The sequence below is a fragment of the Paraburkholderia sp. SECH2 genome (genome assembly GCF_030464795.1).
In the GTDB taxonomy this organism is placed as follows: Bacteria; Pseudomonadota; Gammaproteobacteria; order Burkholderiales; family Burkholderiaceae; genus Paraburkholderia; species Paraburkholderia aspalathi.
This window is the reverse complement of the sequence record NZ_JALPRH010000001.1, coordinates 490,582-508,623: the sequence shown is the minus strand read 5'-3', so window position 1 is coordinate 508,623 and position 18,042 is coordinate 490,582. Positions and strand designations below refer to the sequence as shown.

At 59.6% G+C, this 18,042-nt stretch carries 15 protein-coding genes; 12 read left to right on the top strand and 3 right to left on the bottom strand.

What is annotated here, in order from left to right; genetic code table 11:
• Positions 1-165: 165 nt before the first annotated feature.
• Positions 166-1,881: a methyl-accepting chemotaxis protein gene (locus M0D66_RS02310; protein ID WP_266208878.1), complete on the top strand. Its 1,716-nt coding sequence runs from the start codon at positions 166-168 to the stop codon at positions 1,879-1,881.
• Positions 1,882-1,914: 33 nt separating this feature from the next.
• Positions 1,915-2,268 carry a hypothetical protein gene (locus M0D66_RS02305; protein ID WP_143131731.1) on the top strand — a complete coding sequence of 118 codons (354 nt, stop codon included), beginning with the start codon at positions 1,915-1,917 and terminating at the stop codon, positions 2,266-2,268.
• A 56-nt stretch (positions 2,269-2,324) separates the two neighbouring features.
• Here M0D66_RS02305 and M0D66_RS02300 read toward each other — a convergent pair whose 3' ends face one another.
• Positions 2,325-3,242, bottom strand: coding sequence for a LysR substrate-binding domain-containing protein (locus M0D66_RS02300; RefSeq protein ID WP_093636934.1), 918 nt, complete (start codon positions 3,240-3,242; stop codon positions 2,325-2,327).
• A gap of 194 nt (positions 3,243-3,436) precedes the next feature.
• Here M0D66_RS02300 and M0D66_RS02295 point away from each other — a divergent pair, with 194 nt between their 5' ends.
• From M0D66_RS02295 to M0D66_RS02250, 10 genes are all read left to right on the top strand, one after another.
• Positions 3,437-4,165, top strand: coding sequence for an isochorismatase family protein (locus M0D66_RS02295; protein ID WP_200619004.1), 729 nt, complete (start codon positions 3,437-3,439; stop codon positions 4,163-4,165).
• A 248-nt stretch (positions 4,166-4,413) separates the two neighbouring features.
• Positions 4,414-5,388 (top strand): ABC transporter substrate-binding protein, encoded by a 975-nt coding sequence (locus M0D66_RS02290; protein ID WP_266208877.1) that lies wholly within the window; start codon positions 4,414-4,416, stop codon positions 5,386-5,388.
• 125 nt (positions 5,389-5,513) lie between these two features.
• Positions 5,514-6,539, top strand: coding sequence for an amidohydrolase family protein (locus M0D66_RS02285; RefSeq protein ID WP_266208876.1), 1,026 nt, complete (start codon positions 5,514-5,516; stop codon positions 6,537-6,539).
• 44 nt (positions 6,540-6,583) lie between these two features.
• Positions 6,584-7,435: an amidohydrolase gene (locus M0D66_RS02280; protein ID WP_093636945.1), complete on the top strand. Its 852-nt coding sequence runs from the start codon at positions 6,584-6,586 to the stop codon at positions 7,433-7,435.
• Between the two features lie 84 nt (positions 7,436-7,519).
• Positions 7,520-8,674 carry an MFS transporter gene (locus M0D66_RS02275; protein ID WP_266208875.1) on the top strand — a complete coding sequence of 385 codons (1,155 nt, stop codon included), beginning with the start codon at positions 7,520-7,522 and terminating at the stop codon, positions 8,672-8,674.
• A gap of 184 nt (positions 8,675-8,858) precedes the next feature.
• Complete coding sequence (locus tag M0D66_RS02270; protein WP_200651770.1) at positions 8,859-9,845, top strand: protocatechuate 3,4-dioxygenase; 987 nt, start codon at positions 8,859-8,861, stop codon at positions 9,843-9,845.
• Between the two features lie 49 nt (positions 9,846-9,894).
• The gene (locus tag M0D66_RS02265; RefSeq protein ID WP_211700119.1) at positions 9,895-10,752 is read left to right on the top strand and encodes an HpcH/HpaI aldolase/citrate lyase family protein; all 858 of its coding nucleotides are present in this window, start codon (positions 9,895-9,897) and stop codon (positions 10,750-10,752) included.
• Positions 10,753-12,300, top strand: a complete 1,548-nt coding sequence (locus tag M0D66_RS02260; protein WP_266208874.1) for an acetolactate synthase large subunit — start codon at positions 10,753-10,755, stop codon at positions 12,298-12,300.
• 28 nt (positions 12,301-12,328) lie between these two features.
• The gene (locus M0D66_RS02255) at positions 12,329-13,237 is read left to right on the top strand and encodes a phosphate ABC transporter substrate-binding protein (protein WP_093636960.1); all 909 of its coding nucleotides are present in this window, start codon (positions 12,329-12,331) and stop codon (positions 13,235-13,237) included.
• Between the two features lie 283 nt (positions 13,238-13,520).
• The gene (locus tag M0D66_RS02250; protein WP_266208873.1) at positions 13,521-15,287 is read left to right on the top strand and encodes a hypothetical protein; all 1,767 of its coding nucleotides are present in this window, start codon (positions 13,521-13,523) and stop codon (positions 15,285-15,287) included.
• A gap of 92 nt (positions 15,288-15,379) precedes the next feature.
• On the opposite strand, the gene M0D66_RS02245 is transcribed toward M0D66_RS02250, so the two are convergent.
• Positions 15,380-16,678, bottom strand: coding sequence for an MFS transporter (locus M0D66_RS02245; RefSeq protein ID WP_200619012.1), 1,299 nt, complete (start codon positions 16,676-16,678; stop codon positions 15,380-15,382).
• Positions 16,679-16,983: 305 nt separating this feature from the next.
• Positions 16,984-17,958 (bottom strand): hypothetical protein, encoded by a 975-nt coding sequence (locus M0D66_RS02240; RefSeq protein WP_266208872.1) that lies wholly within the window; start codon positions 17,956-17,958, stop codon positions 16,984-16,986.
• Positions 17,959-18,042: the final 84 nt, after the last annotated feature.

The window sequence follows — 18,042 nt, the reverse complement described above, 5'->3', positions numbered from 1 at the left end:
TATTCAGACCCCGTATACGTTGCCGTTACTTCCTATACAACTCGCGTCAGCAAGTGGAAGGTCTTGTTGCGGTATTCGGCAAGCCCTGGTGGAGATCAATGTGCTCCCGCTGGCGCCGGGAATGCCATCAACTCGCGCTACGCGTACCACGGATAGGAACAATCAGTGAACTTAAGCATTCGAAACCGGCTCATCGCCATTGTCACGAGCCTCGTGCTCATCACGCTCGCCTTGAGCACCTTCTTTCTCATGCGTCTCAGTGCCGCTGGAAATGAATTGGAATCGATGTACAGGGCGGATTTTTCTGATGCGGCGTCCGTTAGCGAGATCGATGGACTACTCACTCGGAGCGACATCAACATTCTCCGGATGATCGCGATTGGGGACCCTGCCTCTATTGCCGGATGGAAGCAGGAAAATACAGAGCGGTTTAGCCAGGTCGACAAAGTGATAAGCGAACTGGCAAGCCATCGCGATGGAGAAAAACTGGAGGTGGTCAAGGGGCTACAGGACGCCTACCAGAAAATGCAGGCCGGGATGAAGCATCAGGTGGAGCGTATTGAGGCCGGGGATGTGAAAGGCGGTGCCGAAGTGAACAGGCTGGAAGTCAAGGATAACGCGAACCACGTTTTCGGCATTCTTGCCAAAATGAAACAGGATTTGCGCACGACGGCTCAGGCGCGTTTCGCTGCACAGCAAGTTGCTATTGTGACTACGCGCTACATTTCTTTTGGCGTGATCGCCTGTGCCGTACTTTTCGCTGTTGGCGCCTTGATCTATTTGCTGCGTGCAATCCTGATACCGTTGAACACGTCAGTTAGCATTGCCGAGCGGATCGCAACTGGGAAGCTCGGGAACGACATCCCGAACCAATCGCAAGACGAGTTCGGGCAACTTCTCTCGTCCCTCAAGAAAATGGATCAGCAGCTGAGCGATACGATTCACGGGATCAAGATCTCCGCAGAATCGGTCACGGTGGCGTCGCGGGAAATCGCTAGCGGTAACACCGATTTGGCGGCCCGTACCGGGCAACAGGCCGCATCGCTGGAGGAAACGGCAGCGAGCATGACGCAGTTGACCGAGACGGTAAAACAGAATGCCGACAATGCCCGCCAGGCTAATGCGCTGGCAACGCGCGCTACCGACATAGCTGACGCAGGCAATGAAACCGTACAAGGCATGGTAGGAACGATCGAGAAAATCAGTGCGAGTTCGAGCAAGATCTCGGAGATTACCGGTGTCATTGAAGGCATCGCGTTCCAGACCAACATTCTGGCGCTGAATGCAGCGGTGGAGGCTGCGCGTGCGGGTGAACAGGGACGTGGTTTCGCCGTCGTCGCCAGTGAAGTTCGCAGTCTGGCTCAGCGCTCTGCCGCCGCTGCGAAAGAAATCAAGGAATTGATCGGCTCCTCGGTGGCAACGATTCAGGACGGCTCCATGCAAGCCGTGGAAGTCAGTTCGACCATGGGAAAGGTCAAGCAGGCGATCAAGCAGGTTTCCGATATTGTCGGCGAGATCGCTGCAGCGTCCGAAGAGCAAAGCCGTGGCATTGAACAGGTGAATCAGGCGGTCGGCCAGATGGACGAAGTCACACAACAGAACGCGGCGCTCGTCGAGCAGGCAGCAGCCGGCGCAAAATCACTTGAGGAACAGGCAACCAGATTGAAGGATGCAGTCTCGGTGTTTGAGGTGGCCGGCGGCGCAGCTCACATTGAGCCGCGAGTGGTTCTGCCGCAGAGCAGGCCTCGACTGCCTGCGTCGAATGCTCAAACGACGCGTCGCGCACAGCCCGCGAAGCCGAGGATTGCGCCCGTCACTATTGCCGACAAACCGGCAATGGTCGCCGTGGATACGGCCGGCTCGGACTGGCAAACCTTCTGACCTGAACCCAAACCTATGTATAACGACTCCAAAATGCAGAGCGACGATGCACAACAAGCCGACGCCGCGTCGGCAGAACAATCGCCACTTGCCCTGGCAGTTCAAATCCGCAAGGAGAGTGACCACGCGTTACTCAACGCCCTCACTGCGCTATCGAAAGTAAATGGCCTTACTGTTGTTCAGCATGATGCGCGCCTTGCAGTCATCGGCGAATTGCTGGTTTCCTTGCTGACGCACTTGCCCAACGCCATGCGGTCCGACATTGCCGCCTCGTTCCGCGGCAGGATTGAAGATTTGATGAGCCTCAGCGACGACCGGTGCTTACCGGAAAAATATCACTCGTCGCTCTTAACCGAGGTCAATCGGTATCTGAATGCACTCCGATAGAAGGAGAGGCCGTGGACCACGTCTTCGCCTTCGACGGTGAAGGAGCCGCGCTGGTACTAACCCAGGAGCGGCGGCAATTCGTCCTTCAGGAAATCGACGAAGGCGCGTACCGCAGGCATCATGCCGCGGCGCGTCGGAAACAGCACGGCCAATCGTCCCTCCCGCGAGCGAAATTCCGGCAGTACGAGGCTCAAAGTCCCCATCTCGATCTCCCGCGTGCAGGCATAGAGAGGCAGGCTGGCGATGCCCATTCCTGCCAACGCGGCTTCCTTCAGCGCCGCGATATTGTCGCTCTGCAGGCGGGGCTGAATCGTCTGCATGGAGACATCGCCATTCGCGCCGATCAGGCGCAATACGGTCACTGGCCTACTGATCGATTCGTAGATCAACAGATCGTCGCGAGGTAGCGCATCAGGCGTACCAATCGTCCCGGTCTTCGCCAGATACACAGGACTGGCCACCAACCCCCAGCGCACCGTGCCCAGCGGCGCCTGAACCAGGCTGGAAAGCTCGACGTCAAAACCTAGACCTCGTATCACCACATCGACATGTTCTTCAAGAAGGTCGACCTGTCGATTACTTGCCTCGATAGCCAGCCGGACCTTCGGGTAGCGCAACATGAAGCGGGGCAGCAGCCTGGCCAGCAGGATGTCTGTAATCGCGACGGACATGCTGGCCCGCACCAGCCCCGAGGGCTCGGCAGTCCGCCGCCGAACCGCTTCCTCACCAGCCTGCGCTTCGGCAATCATGGCCCGGCAATGTGCGTACAACTCTTCGCCGGCGTCGGTCAGGCTAAGCCGGCGTGAGGTTCGGTGAAGCAGCCGAACGCCGAGCTTGGCTTCCAGATCGGTGATCCGGCGGGAGATATGGGATTTGCTTACGCCAAGCGCCTCTCCCGCGGCGGTAAAACCGTGGTGCTCGATCACCTGAGCAAAGAGATAGAGATCGTTCAGGTCAGAAGAGACGGGGGTCATCCGACGTCCGGTAGTCGTTGGGTTGGTCTATCGATCGTTTCCTGTGGGAAACGATAGGTTGAGAAATACCATATTTATCGATCGTCGTTGCGGAAATACGATTCCTCTCAACCCGGCGCAGATGTGCACCGGACGGTCCGGCAGGACGTCGCTACGTCGTTGCCACATCGAAAATGCCAACGTTAATCAAGACCATGAAAATCCTTAAGCTCCTGAAAGCTGTCGTTCTCCCCCTGGCGATCGTCACTACCTCTGCCGCCACAATCCAGACGGCCAGCGCAGCGCCTGCGACGAACGCGGTCGCTCCGTCTGGCGCACCGTACTCATTGCTGTCGCGGGACAACACGGTACTCGTACTGGTTGACCACCAGGTTGGCCTGTTCACCGGCGTACGCGACATCGATACCGGTGAGCTCAAGCATAACGTTGTGGCCTTGGCCAAAGCCGCGAAGACGCTCGGCATCCCGGTCATTGTCACCGCTACGATGCCTGACGGCATGTGGGGTCCCACGATCCCTGAACTGACTGCCGCGCTTCCGGGTGTGCCGGTGATCAGCCGGACCTCGATCAATGCATGGGACGATCCGAATGTGCGCGCCGCGATCGAGAAGACCGGCCGCAAACAGATTCTGATCGCCGGTGTTTCGCTGGAAGTGTGTGCCACGTTCCCGGCGCTGTCGCTCAAGGCTGCAGGCTACGATCCCCGCGTGGTGCTCGACGCATCGGGTACGTTTAGCGATACCAAGCGCACGGTGGGGCTGCAGCGTCTGGCAGGCGCCGGCATCCCGGTGACCGATTACGCCACGGCTGGTGTGGAAATGCTGCACGGCAACGACGACCCGAAGGCGCAGCAGGTGTACGCCGATCTCGACATGCCGTTTGCCAACCTGGTGTGGCAGCTCAAGAACGCTTCGCGCAAGTGAGGCAACAACTCGGTCCGGCGAGGGCGAACTGCGTCCTTGGGCGCCCCCGCCATCCATCAACAAAAGTGCCATTGAATCTGACTTTTGTGTAGGGACGCGCGCTCCGTCGTCAAATATTCTTACTCCATCGAGTCGATACGTCCTGCGCGGATTCCATCCAGCCGCCGGCGACGACAAGTCCGCAATCATTTTGCATGGGACCGGAGTGAGCTCTAAAGCGCCAACTCCGGTCAACATAGGAGAGGAAGTTGACCAGGAAAGTCCCGCTCAAGATTGCAATCGCTGAGCACCCCCACACATCGGCCATTCGTAACGGATCCATTTCCATCGAGGGTGTGGATGCCGAGTTCATCACAGTCCAGCCGCAAATTGGCGCATTTCGCCGGATGGTGCGCGACGTCGAATTCGACGTTTGCGAGTTGGCGCCGACAACCTACATCATCGCCCGCGCCTATGGTGCGCCGTTCGTCGGATTGCCGATTTTTGTCGTGCGGCGTTTTCACCACGGCGGCTTGCTGGTGCGCCCGGACGCCGGGATCAAGACCCCCAAGGACCTGGAAGGTAAGAAGGTCGGCGTGCGCGCCTATTCGGTCACGACCGGCGTGTGGACGCGCCAGGTCCTGATCGACGAGTTCGGCCTCGATTCTTCCAGGGTGACCTGGGTTGTCGATGATGAGGAGCATGTTACGCAGCTCAAGCTGCCGTCGAACGTCATCCATGCTCCGGCTGGAAGCTCGTTGGCGGAAATGATGGCGACAGGCGAATTGTCGGCGGGTTTTGCCGCCGCCGCGGGTATCGGCCGCACCGGCGCGCCCACGGGTGGATGGAAGGAGGTCGAGGCCGACTATCCCGATCTGTTGCCCAATGCGACCGAGCTCGAAAGCGAGTACTTCGCCCGCACCGGGGTCTACCCGATGCACGGCACTATCGTCGTTAAGGACGCGGTGCTCGCCGAGCATCCGTGGATCGCGAAATCGATTTTCGACGCCTTCGCACAGGCGAAAAAGGAATGGCTGGCGCGCCTCGATGCCGGCGAGGCGACGAGCGTCAGCGACAAGAAGTATCTCGAACTGCGCAAGATCGTCGGACACGATCCGCTGCCGTACGGTCTGCAGGAAAACCTCAAGACGATCGAAACACTGGAAGCCACCGCGTTCAAGCAGGGTCTCACGCCGCGCCGTATGTCCATTGACGAACTGTTTGTGGACCCATTGGCCCGCTGACCCGCACGCAACTGATCTTGCATGGGACCTGAGTAAAGCGCTAAAGCGCCAACTCTGGTCGACCGCAGATTGCATGGGACCAGAGTAAGGCGCTGAAGCGCCAACTCTGGTCGACAGGAGACGACATGATTATCGATTGCCACGGTCATTTCACGACCGTACCCGCTTCATTCCGTAACTGGCGAGCCAAACAGGTCGAATTCGCGAACGACCCGGTCAACGCGCCGTCGCGTGCCGCCGCGCATGTGAGCGACGACGAGATTCGCGAAGCGATAGGCAATGGTCAACTCAAGCTGCAGCGCGAGCGCGGCAGCGACCTGACGCTGTTCTCGCCGATCGCCGGATTGATGAGCCACCATCTGGGCAATGAGCGCACGAGCCTGGAATGGGCCGAAGTATCGAACGACCTCGTGCACCGCGTGACGGAACTCTATCCGGACAACTTCGCGCCGGTATGCCAGTTGCCTCAATCGCCGGGCGTGGCGCCCGCGAATTCCATCCCCGAGTTGCGACGCTGCGTCGAACAAATGGGCTTTGTCGGGTGCAACCTGAACCCCGATCCGAGCGGCGGCTACTGGACCGGCAAACCGATGTCCGATCGCGAGTGGTATCCGATCTACGAAGCGCTGGTCGATCTGGATGTGCCCGCGATGATCCACGTGGCGGCTTCGTGCAATCCGTGCTTCCACGGCACCGGCGCCCACTACCTGAACGCCGACACCTCGGTGTTCATGCAACTGCTGCAGTCCGATGTGTTCAAGGATTTCCCGACACTGCGCCTCGTGATTCCACACGGCGGCGGCGCGGTGCCTTATCACTGGGGGCGCTATCGCGGCATGTCGCTTGAAATGTGCGAGCGCCCGCTCGAAGGGCTGCTGAACAACATCTTTTTCGACTCCTGTGTCTACCACAAGCCGGGCGTCGAGTTGCTGACCAAGGTGGTGCCAACCGACAACGTGCTGTTCGGATCGGAAATGATCGGTGCCGTACGGGGCAAAGATCCGGCAACCGGCCAGTACTTCGACGACACCAAGCGCTATATCGACGCGTGTACTGCGTTGACGGACGAGGATCGCTACAAGATTTTCGAGGGCAATGCGCGGCGCGTCTACCCGCGCCTCGATGCGCGCCTGAAAGCGCGCGGCAACTAACGTTGGCGCGAGCCATATGCAATGAAACACGCACAGAGACACTCATGACTTCCGCAATCGTTGATATCCATCCCCACATCATTTCCGATGACGAGAGCCGCTATCCACCGGCGCCGTTGTTCGGAAAGCGCTCGGATTGGTCGAAGGAGCGCCCCACTACCGTTGAGACGTTGATCGCGGCGATGGACGCGGCCGGCGTCGCCAAGGCCGCGGTGGTTCATTCTTCGACGACCTACGGTTTCGACAATCGCTATGTCGTTGAAGGTTGCAGCAAATATTCAGACCGGCTGGTTGCCGTCGGCTCCGTTGACGTACTGCAGCCGGATGCACCGGAACGCATTCGGGAATGGGTCGGGCTCGGTCTAGCGGGTCTGCGTTTGTTCACCGGCGGCAGCACCAAGGAGTTCGATCCGAGCGAACTCGACGATCCGCGTGCGTTCCCAGCGTGGGAACTGTGCGGAGAACTCGGCCTGACGATGTGCATCCAGACGGGGCCGATCGGACTGCCGCAGGTCACGGCGCTTGCACGGCGTTTCCCTAAGGTGCCCATCATCCTCGATCACCTGGGGCGCCCCGAAGTAGCCGATGGTGCGCCCTATGCCGCGGCGCGCAGCCTGTTCGACCTGGCGTCGCTCGACAACATCTACCTGAAGCTCACGCCGCGCATCTTTGGCGATGTGAAGAAGGAAAAGGCGAGCGCCGAAACATTCTTCCCGCGCGTGGTGGAAGCCTTTGGTGCAAAACGGATGGCATGGGGCTCCAATTATCCGACCTCGCCCGGTACGCTCCCGGAAATCCTCGCGACGGCCCGGGCGGGTCTGGCATGTCTGAGCGACGAAGACCGCGCGTGGATTTTCGGCAAGACCGCGCAGCGACTATATCCGGCCCTGGCCTGACGTTGCGTCGCCTCCATGCCGGCGACCCAAGATGGTTTGCGGTGGCCGGCACGCAGAACCAATCACACTAAAGAGAAAGAGCAGATGGAGACAAGCAAACCTGGACGACCCGGGATCGCGAGCCGCTGGGCTGTCCTCGCGCTCCTTGCGATCGGTGTGCTGATTTCCTTTGTCGATCGCACCAGCATTTCTTCGACACTGGCGGACGCAGGCTTCGTTCGACATTTTTCGCTGACGAACGTCGATCGCGGCTGGATCAACTCGGCTTTCTTCTGGTCGTATGGTCTGTTCCAGGTGCCGATGGGCTATGTGGCTGACCGCTACGGCGTGAAGTGGCCTTACGCAATCAGCTTTGCGCTGTGGTGTATCGCGACCGCGCTCATGGGGGCGGTGACGGCGCTCGCGAGCCTGGTCGTCATGCGTCTGATCATCGGCATGGCCGAAGCGATCGTGATTCCTGCGAGCTATCGCTGGATTCGCAACAATTTCGACGAAAGTCAGAACGGCCTGGCTGTAGGCCTCCTCGCAATGGGGAACAAGTTTGGTCCCGCACTCGGCGCGCCGGTGGGCGCCTGGTTCATCGTCAATTATTCGTGGCAAGTCATGTTCATCGCGACGGGTCTTGTCGGGTTGATCTGGTTGGCTCCGTGGCTTCTGCTGGTCAGGAACGACCTTCCCTCCAGAACGCAGCTCACGGCGGCGAATCGAAGCGCCCGTACAGTCAGTCTCGGCAGCATCCTGTCCAGCCCGGTGGTGTGGGGCGGAATGATCACGAACTTTTGCTACGGCTATTTCACGTTCTATTGCATGACGTGGATGCCCGCCTATCTGGTCGAGCAACGCGGCCTGTCGATTTCAAGGTCCGGGCTCTATACGTTCTTCAGCTTCGCCGGAATCGCGATCGTCGCGGCGATCGCGGGATGGGCAGCGGACCGGATCATCGCCCGGGGAGGCGACCCGATTCGGGTGCGCAAGGCTTTCACTATCGCGGGCTTCGTGGGCGGATGCACGGTTCTGCTCGGCGCCTATGCCCATTCACTTGAGATGGCGCTGTTCTGGAATGTGCTCTCGCTCTCGCTGCTCGGCTTGACCACCGCGAACAATCTCGTGCTGTCGCGCCTGACCTTGATTCCGAAGCGGGGGGGGGGGGGGGGGGGGGGGGGGGGGGGGGGGGGGGGGGGGGGGGGGGGGGGCGGCAAGTCTGTCGGGTTGGTTGCTCCACGTCAGTGGAAGCTATGACCTGCCGATGCTCATGATCCTGGTCTTCCTGCTGATCGGCGCGTTGACCACGATGATCCTGTTCCGTCCCGAATGGGCGCCCAAGGTAACCGAAACGCACGGCTCGCTGCGGCAAGCCTAGAACGCAGGGCATGGCCGGACCAGCCGGCCTTGATGCACACATTAATTCATTGAGAAACCATATATGGCGAAGATCGTATTCGGGATGGCAGTGCCGCATAGCGGCATGCTCGGTCAAGCACCGGAGGACTGGCTGAAGAACGGGGAACGGGACCGCAACAATCCGGAGTTGTGGTACCGCAACCGGACCTGGACCTACCCCGAGCTGGAAGCGCACCGCGAAGCAGCGTTCGAGAAATTCCTGACGCTCGAGGAGCGCACTGCGCGCGCCACGCGCTGCCGTACCGCGCTCGATGCGATGGCCGCCGCCTACCGCGACGCCAACATCGACGTCGCGATCATTCTGGGCAAAGACCAGAAGGAAATCTTCACCGATTTCTCGCCATCGATCGCGATCTACAGCGGCGAAGAAGTTCACAACGGGCCACCGCAGCGCGCTGTCTATGCACCCGACCACCACGTCACACACAAGTGTCATCCGAAGCTGGCCGCGTATCTCATCGAGCATTTCCAGGGCGAAGGTTTCGATCTGACCGATCTTTTTGCGTGGCCCGACAACGTGTGGATGAAACCGCTGCCTGAGTATCCGGTGGTACCACATGCCTACAGCTTCGTTTATCACCAGATCATGGGCGACAACCCGCCGCCGCATGTGCCAATCATCATGAATTGCTTCTATCCGCCGACGCAGCCTTCGATGTCGCGCTGCATCGAATTTGGACGGGTGCTGCGCGATGCGATCAATGCATGGCCTGACGATGTGCGGGTCGGCATTTTCGCCTCGGGCGGTTTGTCCCACTTCGTCAACGACGAGGAGTTCGACCACAGCATCATGAAGATGCTGGCCGACTACGACTATGACGGCCTGGCCGCCGTGGATGACCGCTCGTATCAGTCGGGCACTTCCGAAATCAAGCTCTACGTGAGCGTGATGAAGGCGGTTCAGGAAACGGGCGCCGAGATGACGCTGGTCGACTACGTCCCCTGTTGGCGCACGCCTGCCGGCACCGGCGAGGGGATGGGTTTCATGTACTGGAAAGCGGCCGACTGATGCGGCTTCATGCAACCCCTATGGACCCAATCACCGAGAGAGAAAGACCATGAGCGACACCCGCCTCAATAGCATTATTCGCGCTTTCGAATCCGGTAAGCCGGCCTTCGCCGCGTTTTCCAAGCTGGACAAGCAGTCCGCCATCGAGATGAGCGACGCGCCTTATGACGGCATCGTCTTCGAGATGGAACATAACCCCTACGACGTATCGGCGCTGGGTGATGCGATGCAGTACATGCTGAACCGGAAGCAGATTGCCGAATCCGGCTCGGTCGCGCCGCGCGTTACGCCAATTGCGCGTATTCCCGCCAACGGCGCGGAAATGAATCAGTCCTTTGCCAAGCAGGTGCTCGATCGCGGCGCCTATGGCGTGGTGTGGCCGCATGTGTCGACGGTGGAGCAAGCCTATAACGCTGTCGCGTCGTGCCGTTACGCCCGGCCCAAGGGCGCACCGCTGTACGAGCCCAAGGGAATCCGCGGTGACGGCCCCGCCAACGCGGCACGCTACTGGGGTTTGAGCATGGCCGATTACTACAAGAAGGCAGATGTCTGGCCATTGGCCCCCGAGGGCGAAATTCTGGTCGGGTTGATGTGCGAAAGCACGGAGGCGATTGAAAACCTCGATGACATTCTTGCGAATGTGCCGGGTATCGGCTTCATCCTCATTGGCGAGGGCGATCTCAGCCAGCAACTGGGCCATCCGCGCGATTACGAGCACCCGGTTGTAGCCGATGCCATGCGGCAGATCGTCGAGACCTGCCACAAGCACAAGGTGGTCGTTGGCAATCCCCATGTCAACGCCAAGAATCACAAGCGGCTGCTCGAAGAGGGTTACCGCTTCCTGATGTCGGCTCCGCTGAAAAGCTATGGCGTGGTCGGCATGGCGCGCGAGATGGCGGGGTATTGAATGAACGGAGCCGAAAGTCTGGTTCAGACGCTCACCGATCAGGGCGTCGACATCTGCTTCGCGAACCCGGGTACCTCGGAGATGCACTTTCTGAAGGCGCTCGAGAATCCACGCATGCGCAGCGTCCTGTGTCTTTTTGAAGGTGTCTGCACGGGCGCCGCGGACGGCTATTACCGGATGAAAGAGACGCCGGCATCCACACTCCTGCACCTCGGGCCGGGACTCGCGAATGGGCTCGCCAATATCCACAATGCCAAACGGGCATCGTCGGGTATGGTCAACATCGTGGGTGAGCATTCGGCCGCGCACCTGAAGTACGACCCTCCGCTTATGTCCGACATCGAAGGCCTTGCACGGCCGCTGAGTCATTGGGTGCGCCGCGTCGAATCGCCGCGCGCGGTGGCTTGGGACGTTGCAACCGCGGTGAGCAAGGCGAGCGAACACGTGGGGCAGATTGCAACGCTCATCCTGCCTGGTGATACCTCGTGGCAGGAGGCGGGCGAGCAGGTCGCGCCGCCGAGCACCGTAGCCGCCGCAGCGAAGACTCCAGACGTTGCGCGCATCGAGCACATTGCGCAGGTGCTGCGTTCGGGCGAGCCCACGCTCATGGTCCTCGCCGGCCACTCGACACGCGGTCGCGCGCTCGAACTGGCGGGCAAGATCAAGGCGGCGACCGGCTGTCGCATCGCGACGCAATTCTTTAGTGCGCGGATCGAACGCGGGGCAGGGCGGGTCACGCTCGAACGTATTCCTTATGCAGTCGGGCAAGCCGTCGAGTATCTGAACAGCTTCAAACACATCATCACGGTCGAGACGACCGAGCCGATCGCTTTCTTTAGCTACCCAGACAAACCGAGCTTGCTCAAGTCACCCGGCACCAGTGTTCATGCGCTGGTCGAGATGGGCGAGGATAGCGCCGCCGGCCTCGACATGCTGGTTCAGGCGCTCGGCGCGACGAACACGGCAGGCGTCCTCCAGCAGCGTTCGGATGCGACGCCGCCGACCGGCGCTCTGGGGGCCGCCAGCATTGCCCAGGCGCTCGCCGCCGCGCTGCCCGAAAACTGCATTCTCGTCGACGAATCGCTGACCACTGGCCGCGAGACGATGGGGCTGACCGTTGGCGCTGCCCCTCATGACCTCATCAACAACATGGGCGGCTCGATCGGCTATGGCACGCCGGTCGCCACCGGCGCCGCGCTGGCCTGCCCCGACCGGCGTGTGTTCTGCATGGTCGGTGATGGCAGCGCCATGTACACCATCCAGTCGCTGTGGACGCAGGCACGCGAGGGCCTGAACATCACGACCATCATCTTTGCCAACAACAGCTACGCCATCCTGAAGGCCGAGTACGCCAACATGGGCGCCGGTGCGCCAGGGGCGCGCGCGCTGGCCATGATCGATATCGATCGTCCGCGTATCGACTGGCTGGCCATGGCGAAAAGCATGGGCGTTCCCGCCGTCGCCGTGGACACAGCCGAAGCTTTCCACAAGGCCATGGCCGACTCGGTGCACGAGCCTGGCCCGTGTCTCATCGAGGTACGGCTGTAAACCCATTCAAGCCTAAGGACGAACATCAATGACAACGACACTGAACAGGGTGCCCACAGAGGTGCCAACATTACGCACCAATCTGGCCGACTATCCGGTCACGAAGGCGATGAAGGGCGGGCGGGTGAACTCGGACATCGTCAAGCTCGACTATTGCGGACCGACTCCGGCACATAACGGCTTCAAGGCAATGGTTCGAGAAAACGCCTTCGACGCGGGCGAGCTCGCGATCGTCACCTTTTTGCAGGCCAAGGCCTATGGCAAGCCTTACGTCATGCTGCCGACGCCGATATCGGGACGCTTCCAGCATCATTGCGCCGGCTTCAACATCGACTTTGGCCACCTCGACCCGAAGGATATCGAAGGCAAGAAGGTCGGCGTTCGCACCTATACACAAACGACTGCGCTCTGGATCCGGGGCATTCTGCGTCACGAATACGGTGTCGATCTGGACAAGGTGACCTGGATGACACTCGGCGACGGGCATCTCGCCGAATATCGCGATCCGGATAACTGCGTGCGCCTGCCCGCGGGATCCTCGATCCCGCAGATGATGCTAGATGGCGAGTTGAGCGCGGCCTTGCTCGGTGAAGATATGCCGAAAGACCCGCGTGTGCGCACGCTCGTTCCCGATGCGCAGGCCGCGGCCAAAGACTGGTTTGCGCGGGAAGGCGTTGTGCCGATCAACCACATGTTCGTGGTGCATGAGGACGTGTCGAAGCAGCGGCCGGACATCGTTCGCGAGCTGTATCGGATGATCGTCGAAAGCCGCGCATTGACTGAAGGCGGCGTGCCGGCCATCTTTCCGCCGATCGGACTGGAAGAGAACCGCAAAGGACTTCAATTGGCAATCGATTGGGCGCTGGACCAGAAGATCATTCCACATCGCCTGTCGGTCGACGAACTGTTCGATGACGTCACGGGAAATCTGGGCTGAATGCTCGCTGAGCAATGACGGAACACGGAAAGGAGCGGCAGGAAACGGAAGCACGATGCGTCGACGAAAGTGGCGGTGCAGGAGCGGTTGAGCGGTGTTACGCCGCTCACCTACGCATAATTAATGGAGGCATTACGCTGTGTATTTAACTTCGTCTTTGAAGAAACTCCTGGCTTGTACGGCAATCGGGGGCGCCTGGATTTTCATTTCAGCGGGAGCAGGTGCCGCGCAAAATGGAACCTTGTTGCTCAACCGCGTCGGTCCGGTGACTTCCGAGCTGTATGTGTCCAATGCAGACGGGACAGATGAACACAAGCTGATTCCGACCGCGGGTTTTGATTATCACGCGGCGTTCTCGAAAGACGGGCAATGGATCGTGTTCACCTCGGAGCGTGACGGACTGGGCGAGTCAAATCTCTATCGCGTCAAAGTGGATGGTACGGGCCTGCAACAGCTCACCAATCACATTGCCGTTGACGATGCCGCCGCTTTTTCGCCCACCGACTCTAACCTCATTGCATTCGTCTCGTCACGCAGGGGCGCGAGCGATTTCGGAACCACCAATATCTGGACACTGAACATTGCGACTGGTGCGCTGAAAAACGTCACGGGTGCGCTGAAATTCGATCCCACCAAACCGCATAGCTATTTCAGACCTTCCTGGTCCCCAGACGGCAAATGGCTTGCCGTTTCTTCCGATACGGGCAGCGATTGGCGCGGCCACAATCTGCCGGTTGGCTGGGAACGCACGCAGGAAAGCAGCATCTATCTCATCAGACCCGACGGCTCCGGCTGGAAGAAAATTGCCGGCAATCCAGGCTTTGACGAAGGGTCGCCATCCTGGTCACCGGACGGCAAGCGTGTCGTGTTTTATGAAACGCCCGTGGAGTCGACTTGGGGCGCGCACCGTCCGGAGTTGATCAATAAAGTCAGCTCGCAACTGGTGTCGGTGGATTTGTCCGACCTTGCCAGGACGACTTTGACGTCGACGCCCGGCTTCAAGGTATTCCCGCAGTATCTGGGTGAGACCAACGTCGCGTATCACGTCAAGGGCGGCGACACTGAGGGTATCTACACCACGGCTGGCATGTTCCGATCCACGAGCAACACGGGCATTCGCTCGCCACGCTATTCGTCGGACGGCAGCAAGATGGTCTACGAAAAAATATCGCTTCGACCCGCGCATGCAAATGGCACGGCGCTGTTCAGCTTCGATCCTGCGTGGAAGTACACCTACATCGACGTCTTCCCGCAGCTGTCAGTGGATCGCCAGAAATTGGTGTACACAGAGAAGGCGATCAACTCTTCCATTGCCATCATCAATCCGGACTTCTCTGGCTATACGCGAATTTACGACCCAGCCACCAGTGGTCTCGATCAGGACATGATCAAGAAGGGCCTGGCCGGCGCATTTCAGCCCACCTGGTCACCGGATCGGCAGTGGGTGGCGTTCGGCGTGGGCCAATGGTTCTTTACGCGTGCTGCCGGCCCAGGCCGGATCATGCGTATCAAGGCCGACGGCAGCATGAACGGCCACGCGGAGGCCTTGACCGACGGTTCCATCAATTCGGGCTACCCGAGCTACTCGCCGGACGGGAAGAAGATCGTCTACCGCGTATGGAGTCCCAAGGTGCAGGGGCTGCGCATTCTCGATCTGGATACACGCGCCACCACCGTTCTGACCAGCGAGGCAGACAACCTGCCGGGCTGGTCGCCGGATGGCAGCAAGATCGTGTTCACCCGCAAGCTGATCGACCCAACCGATCCGAACAAATTCAACTATGACGTGTTCACGATCAAACCCGATGGCACGGGTCTGACGCGCCTGACTTCGGATGGATCGAACCAGGGCCATGCCGTCTGGACCTGGGATGGCCGGCTCGCGTACAGCTCAGGCACCTATGGCTTCAGGGACGAACTCGCGCTGTACGACAACAGCTTCCAACCTGACGGCCAGAACTGGGTGATGAATGCGGATGGGACGGATCAGCATCCGATCACGGATACCTTGTGGGAAGAGGCGATGCCGTTGTACGTTCCCAACCCGTAATCCGGTCCTCGCAGCGGCATGAAAAAAGCGCTGTGCTTTCGCACAGCGCTTTCTATTCGGAGTGTTCTTTACTCAACAGCGTTACCCTGCACCTAAGCAGAGGTCTGCGTTTCTGCGTGCGGAGGTTCGTGAGCAATGTCGTTGACTTTTGGTGCCCATTTGCGCTGAAGCAGAACCACGGTGCTCGTTGCACCAATCAGCAGGAACGCGAAGATCGCCATCATGGGTAGTGTGTAGCTGCCGCCAAGATGGAGCAACCAGCCTGAAAGGCTGGCTGAGATACCGCCCGCGAGACTGGTGGCGACCTGTTGGAGTCCTGTGTTCAAGCCGACCGCCTGCCTGGGGATCAAGGTTAGTTTACACAGCGCCAGGTTATTCGCGGTGACAAGGCCAAGCAACGAGAGTGAGAGCACGTTCCAGAACAGTGCCATCTCGAGCGAAGGGGCGTAGGCGCCGAGCAGAACGGTTGTTCCGCCAATAAAGCCGGCAACGATGAAGCATTTACGCACGACAACGGCATCGTTGCCGCGGGCGATAATCCGGTCCGCGGCCCATCCCGCGATCGCGGCGACGATGGCGATGCCCACAAAGCTGAAGAAGGTGTAGAGCCCGGATTTCTCGAGAGAAAGGCCGCGTTGCTCGACCAGATAGGCTGGCATCCAGGTCATGCAATAGAAGGCGAAATAGCTGTAGCAGAAGTTATTGATCAGCCCGCCCCAGACGACCGGACTCGACAGCAAGTTTCTGAGCGGCACCGAGGAGGCTAGGTGTATCGCCGCCGCAAGTTGCCCTCTGGAGGGATAGTCGTTCCTCACCATCAGCAGCCATGGCACCAGCCAGATCAGTCCGACCAGCCCAGTCGCAATGAACATCATCTTCCAGGAATACGTGACGATCATCCAGGCTGCAATCGGCGCGCCGAGTGCAGGCCCCATCTTGCCGCCAATCGAAAAGATACCGAGTGCTGTGCCTTTTTGGGTCTCCTCGAAGTTGTTGGCGAGATAGCGATAGGTGGCCGGGACCACGACAGCTTCGGCCACGCCGATGAGCAGACGCATGACGATCAGGGCGGACAGCGTCGTCACCATGCCTGTGGCCGCCGCCGCAATGCACCACAGCACGAAACAGATCGAGTAAGGCCATTTCACGCCATAGCGATCAACCAGCCAACCCATAGGCATCTGAACGAGACCATAGGACCAGAAGACGGCCGAATTGAGCCAGCCACGCTCGACGCTCGTCAGTGAAAATTCTCGAACGAAGCTCTTGTCCGCTAGCGCGGAAGACAGACTCGTGCGATCAACAAACGAAATCAGCAGCCCGAGCGCGAGGAGAACGAGAATGCTCCAGGGATTCTCGGGCGCTGATCGCTTAGTTAGATTTGTCTCCATTGTGTTCTCTCTTGTCGTGAAGAGAGTTCGGAGACGCCGAAGTCTCTTCCAGTTCGTAAGGTGATCGGCTACGAACGTTTGTCCGATGTTATCAGCAAGGCCATCCAGCGCGCACAGCCAACCACGCGGGAGCACTTTGAAGCGCAACTGGCCGAAGGAAACGATCCATGGCAGCGTAGCCTACGGACGTGGTGAAGGGCTAGCGTTTCTCGATGGAGGAAGAGCGACGTCGATGAACTCCGTCAAACAACGATTGGCAACCCGCATGACGAGTCGCCAATGATCACGCTCACGAGGGTCGCTGATTAGAAGTGAATTTCGGCCATCAGCATGGGGACGGACGTTATCGTGCCGACCGTTTCGCTAGTCGGCGTGCCGTACATGTGATGCCAGTACTCGTAACCGACGCCCGCATACACCGCGCGCGGATGACCGGCGAATGAACCCAAATCGGCTAGCAGTGATACGCGTGTGAGAAATTCCGTCGTCGTCTCAACACCGAAACCGTCCTTTCCTTTCGGCCCGGTCAGGCTGGCAAACCCGCGCAATACCAGCGGCAACGGTCCCACCCGGAACGGGAAGAGCCATGAGCTCTCGATGTGCCACGCGGTATTGAAGCGTACGTCGACGCCGGTAATGCCGTTATGGTTGCTCTCAGTTCGAAGACCCGCAGTGAGATTCAGGAACCCGCGCGGCAACGCGAACTCGATAGTCGGACCGAAAACGAGCATGCGCGCACGCTCTCCGTAGGCGTCGTTCTTGGTGCCGAATTCAAAGCCGCCGGTCAGGCCGACGTCCCGAATGATGCCGATGCCCACCGGCCGCCCAAGAATCTTTCCAGCACTCAACTCGATTCGGCCAACGCTATACACCTCCTGCGCTCCACCTGAGGAGGGACCACCAGCCTCCGGGTTCGCGGAGTTCGAGACGAGGTAATCCACGTTGAATGCGTAACTACCGAACCTGAAACCACCGGTCGTCGTGAGATAACCAATGTTCTGGGCAACTTTGTCGGGAACGCCAGGGTAGTGAAAATCACTGCCGTAGCGGTAGCCGATATACGTATCGTTCCACGATACAGGCGGCGCGCCGGTGACTTCCCCCGATTTCAAGTCCGGTGCAGTGAGGGGCACGGCACTGTTCGTCTGGGTCTGCTGGGTCTGCGATGGAGCCGATTCACTAGGTGCGGTGTACACCTCCGCGTAACCGAACTCGCTCAAACAGCAGAACATGGCCACACCGAGAAGCGGCTTGCGCAAAGCGACTGATATTTTCGTCATGTCTCCGTCCATATAGATTTTCTTATTGCGGCCGCACCGTCAGCAACTGGCTGAGCAATTCAACGCAGATCATTCTGTCGCGGT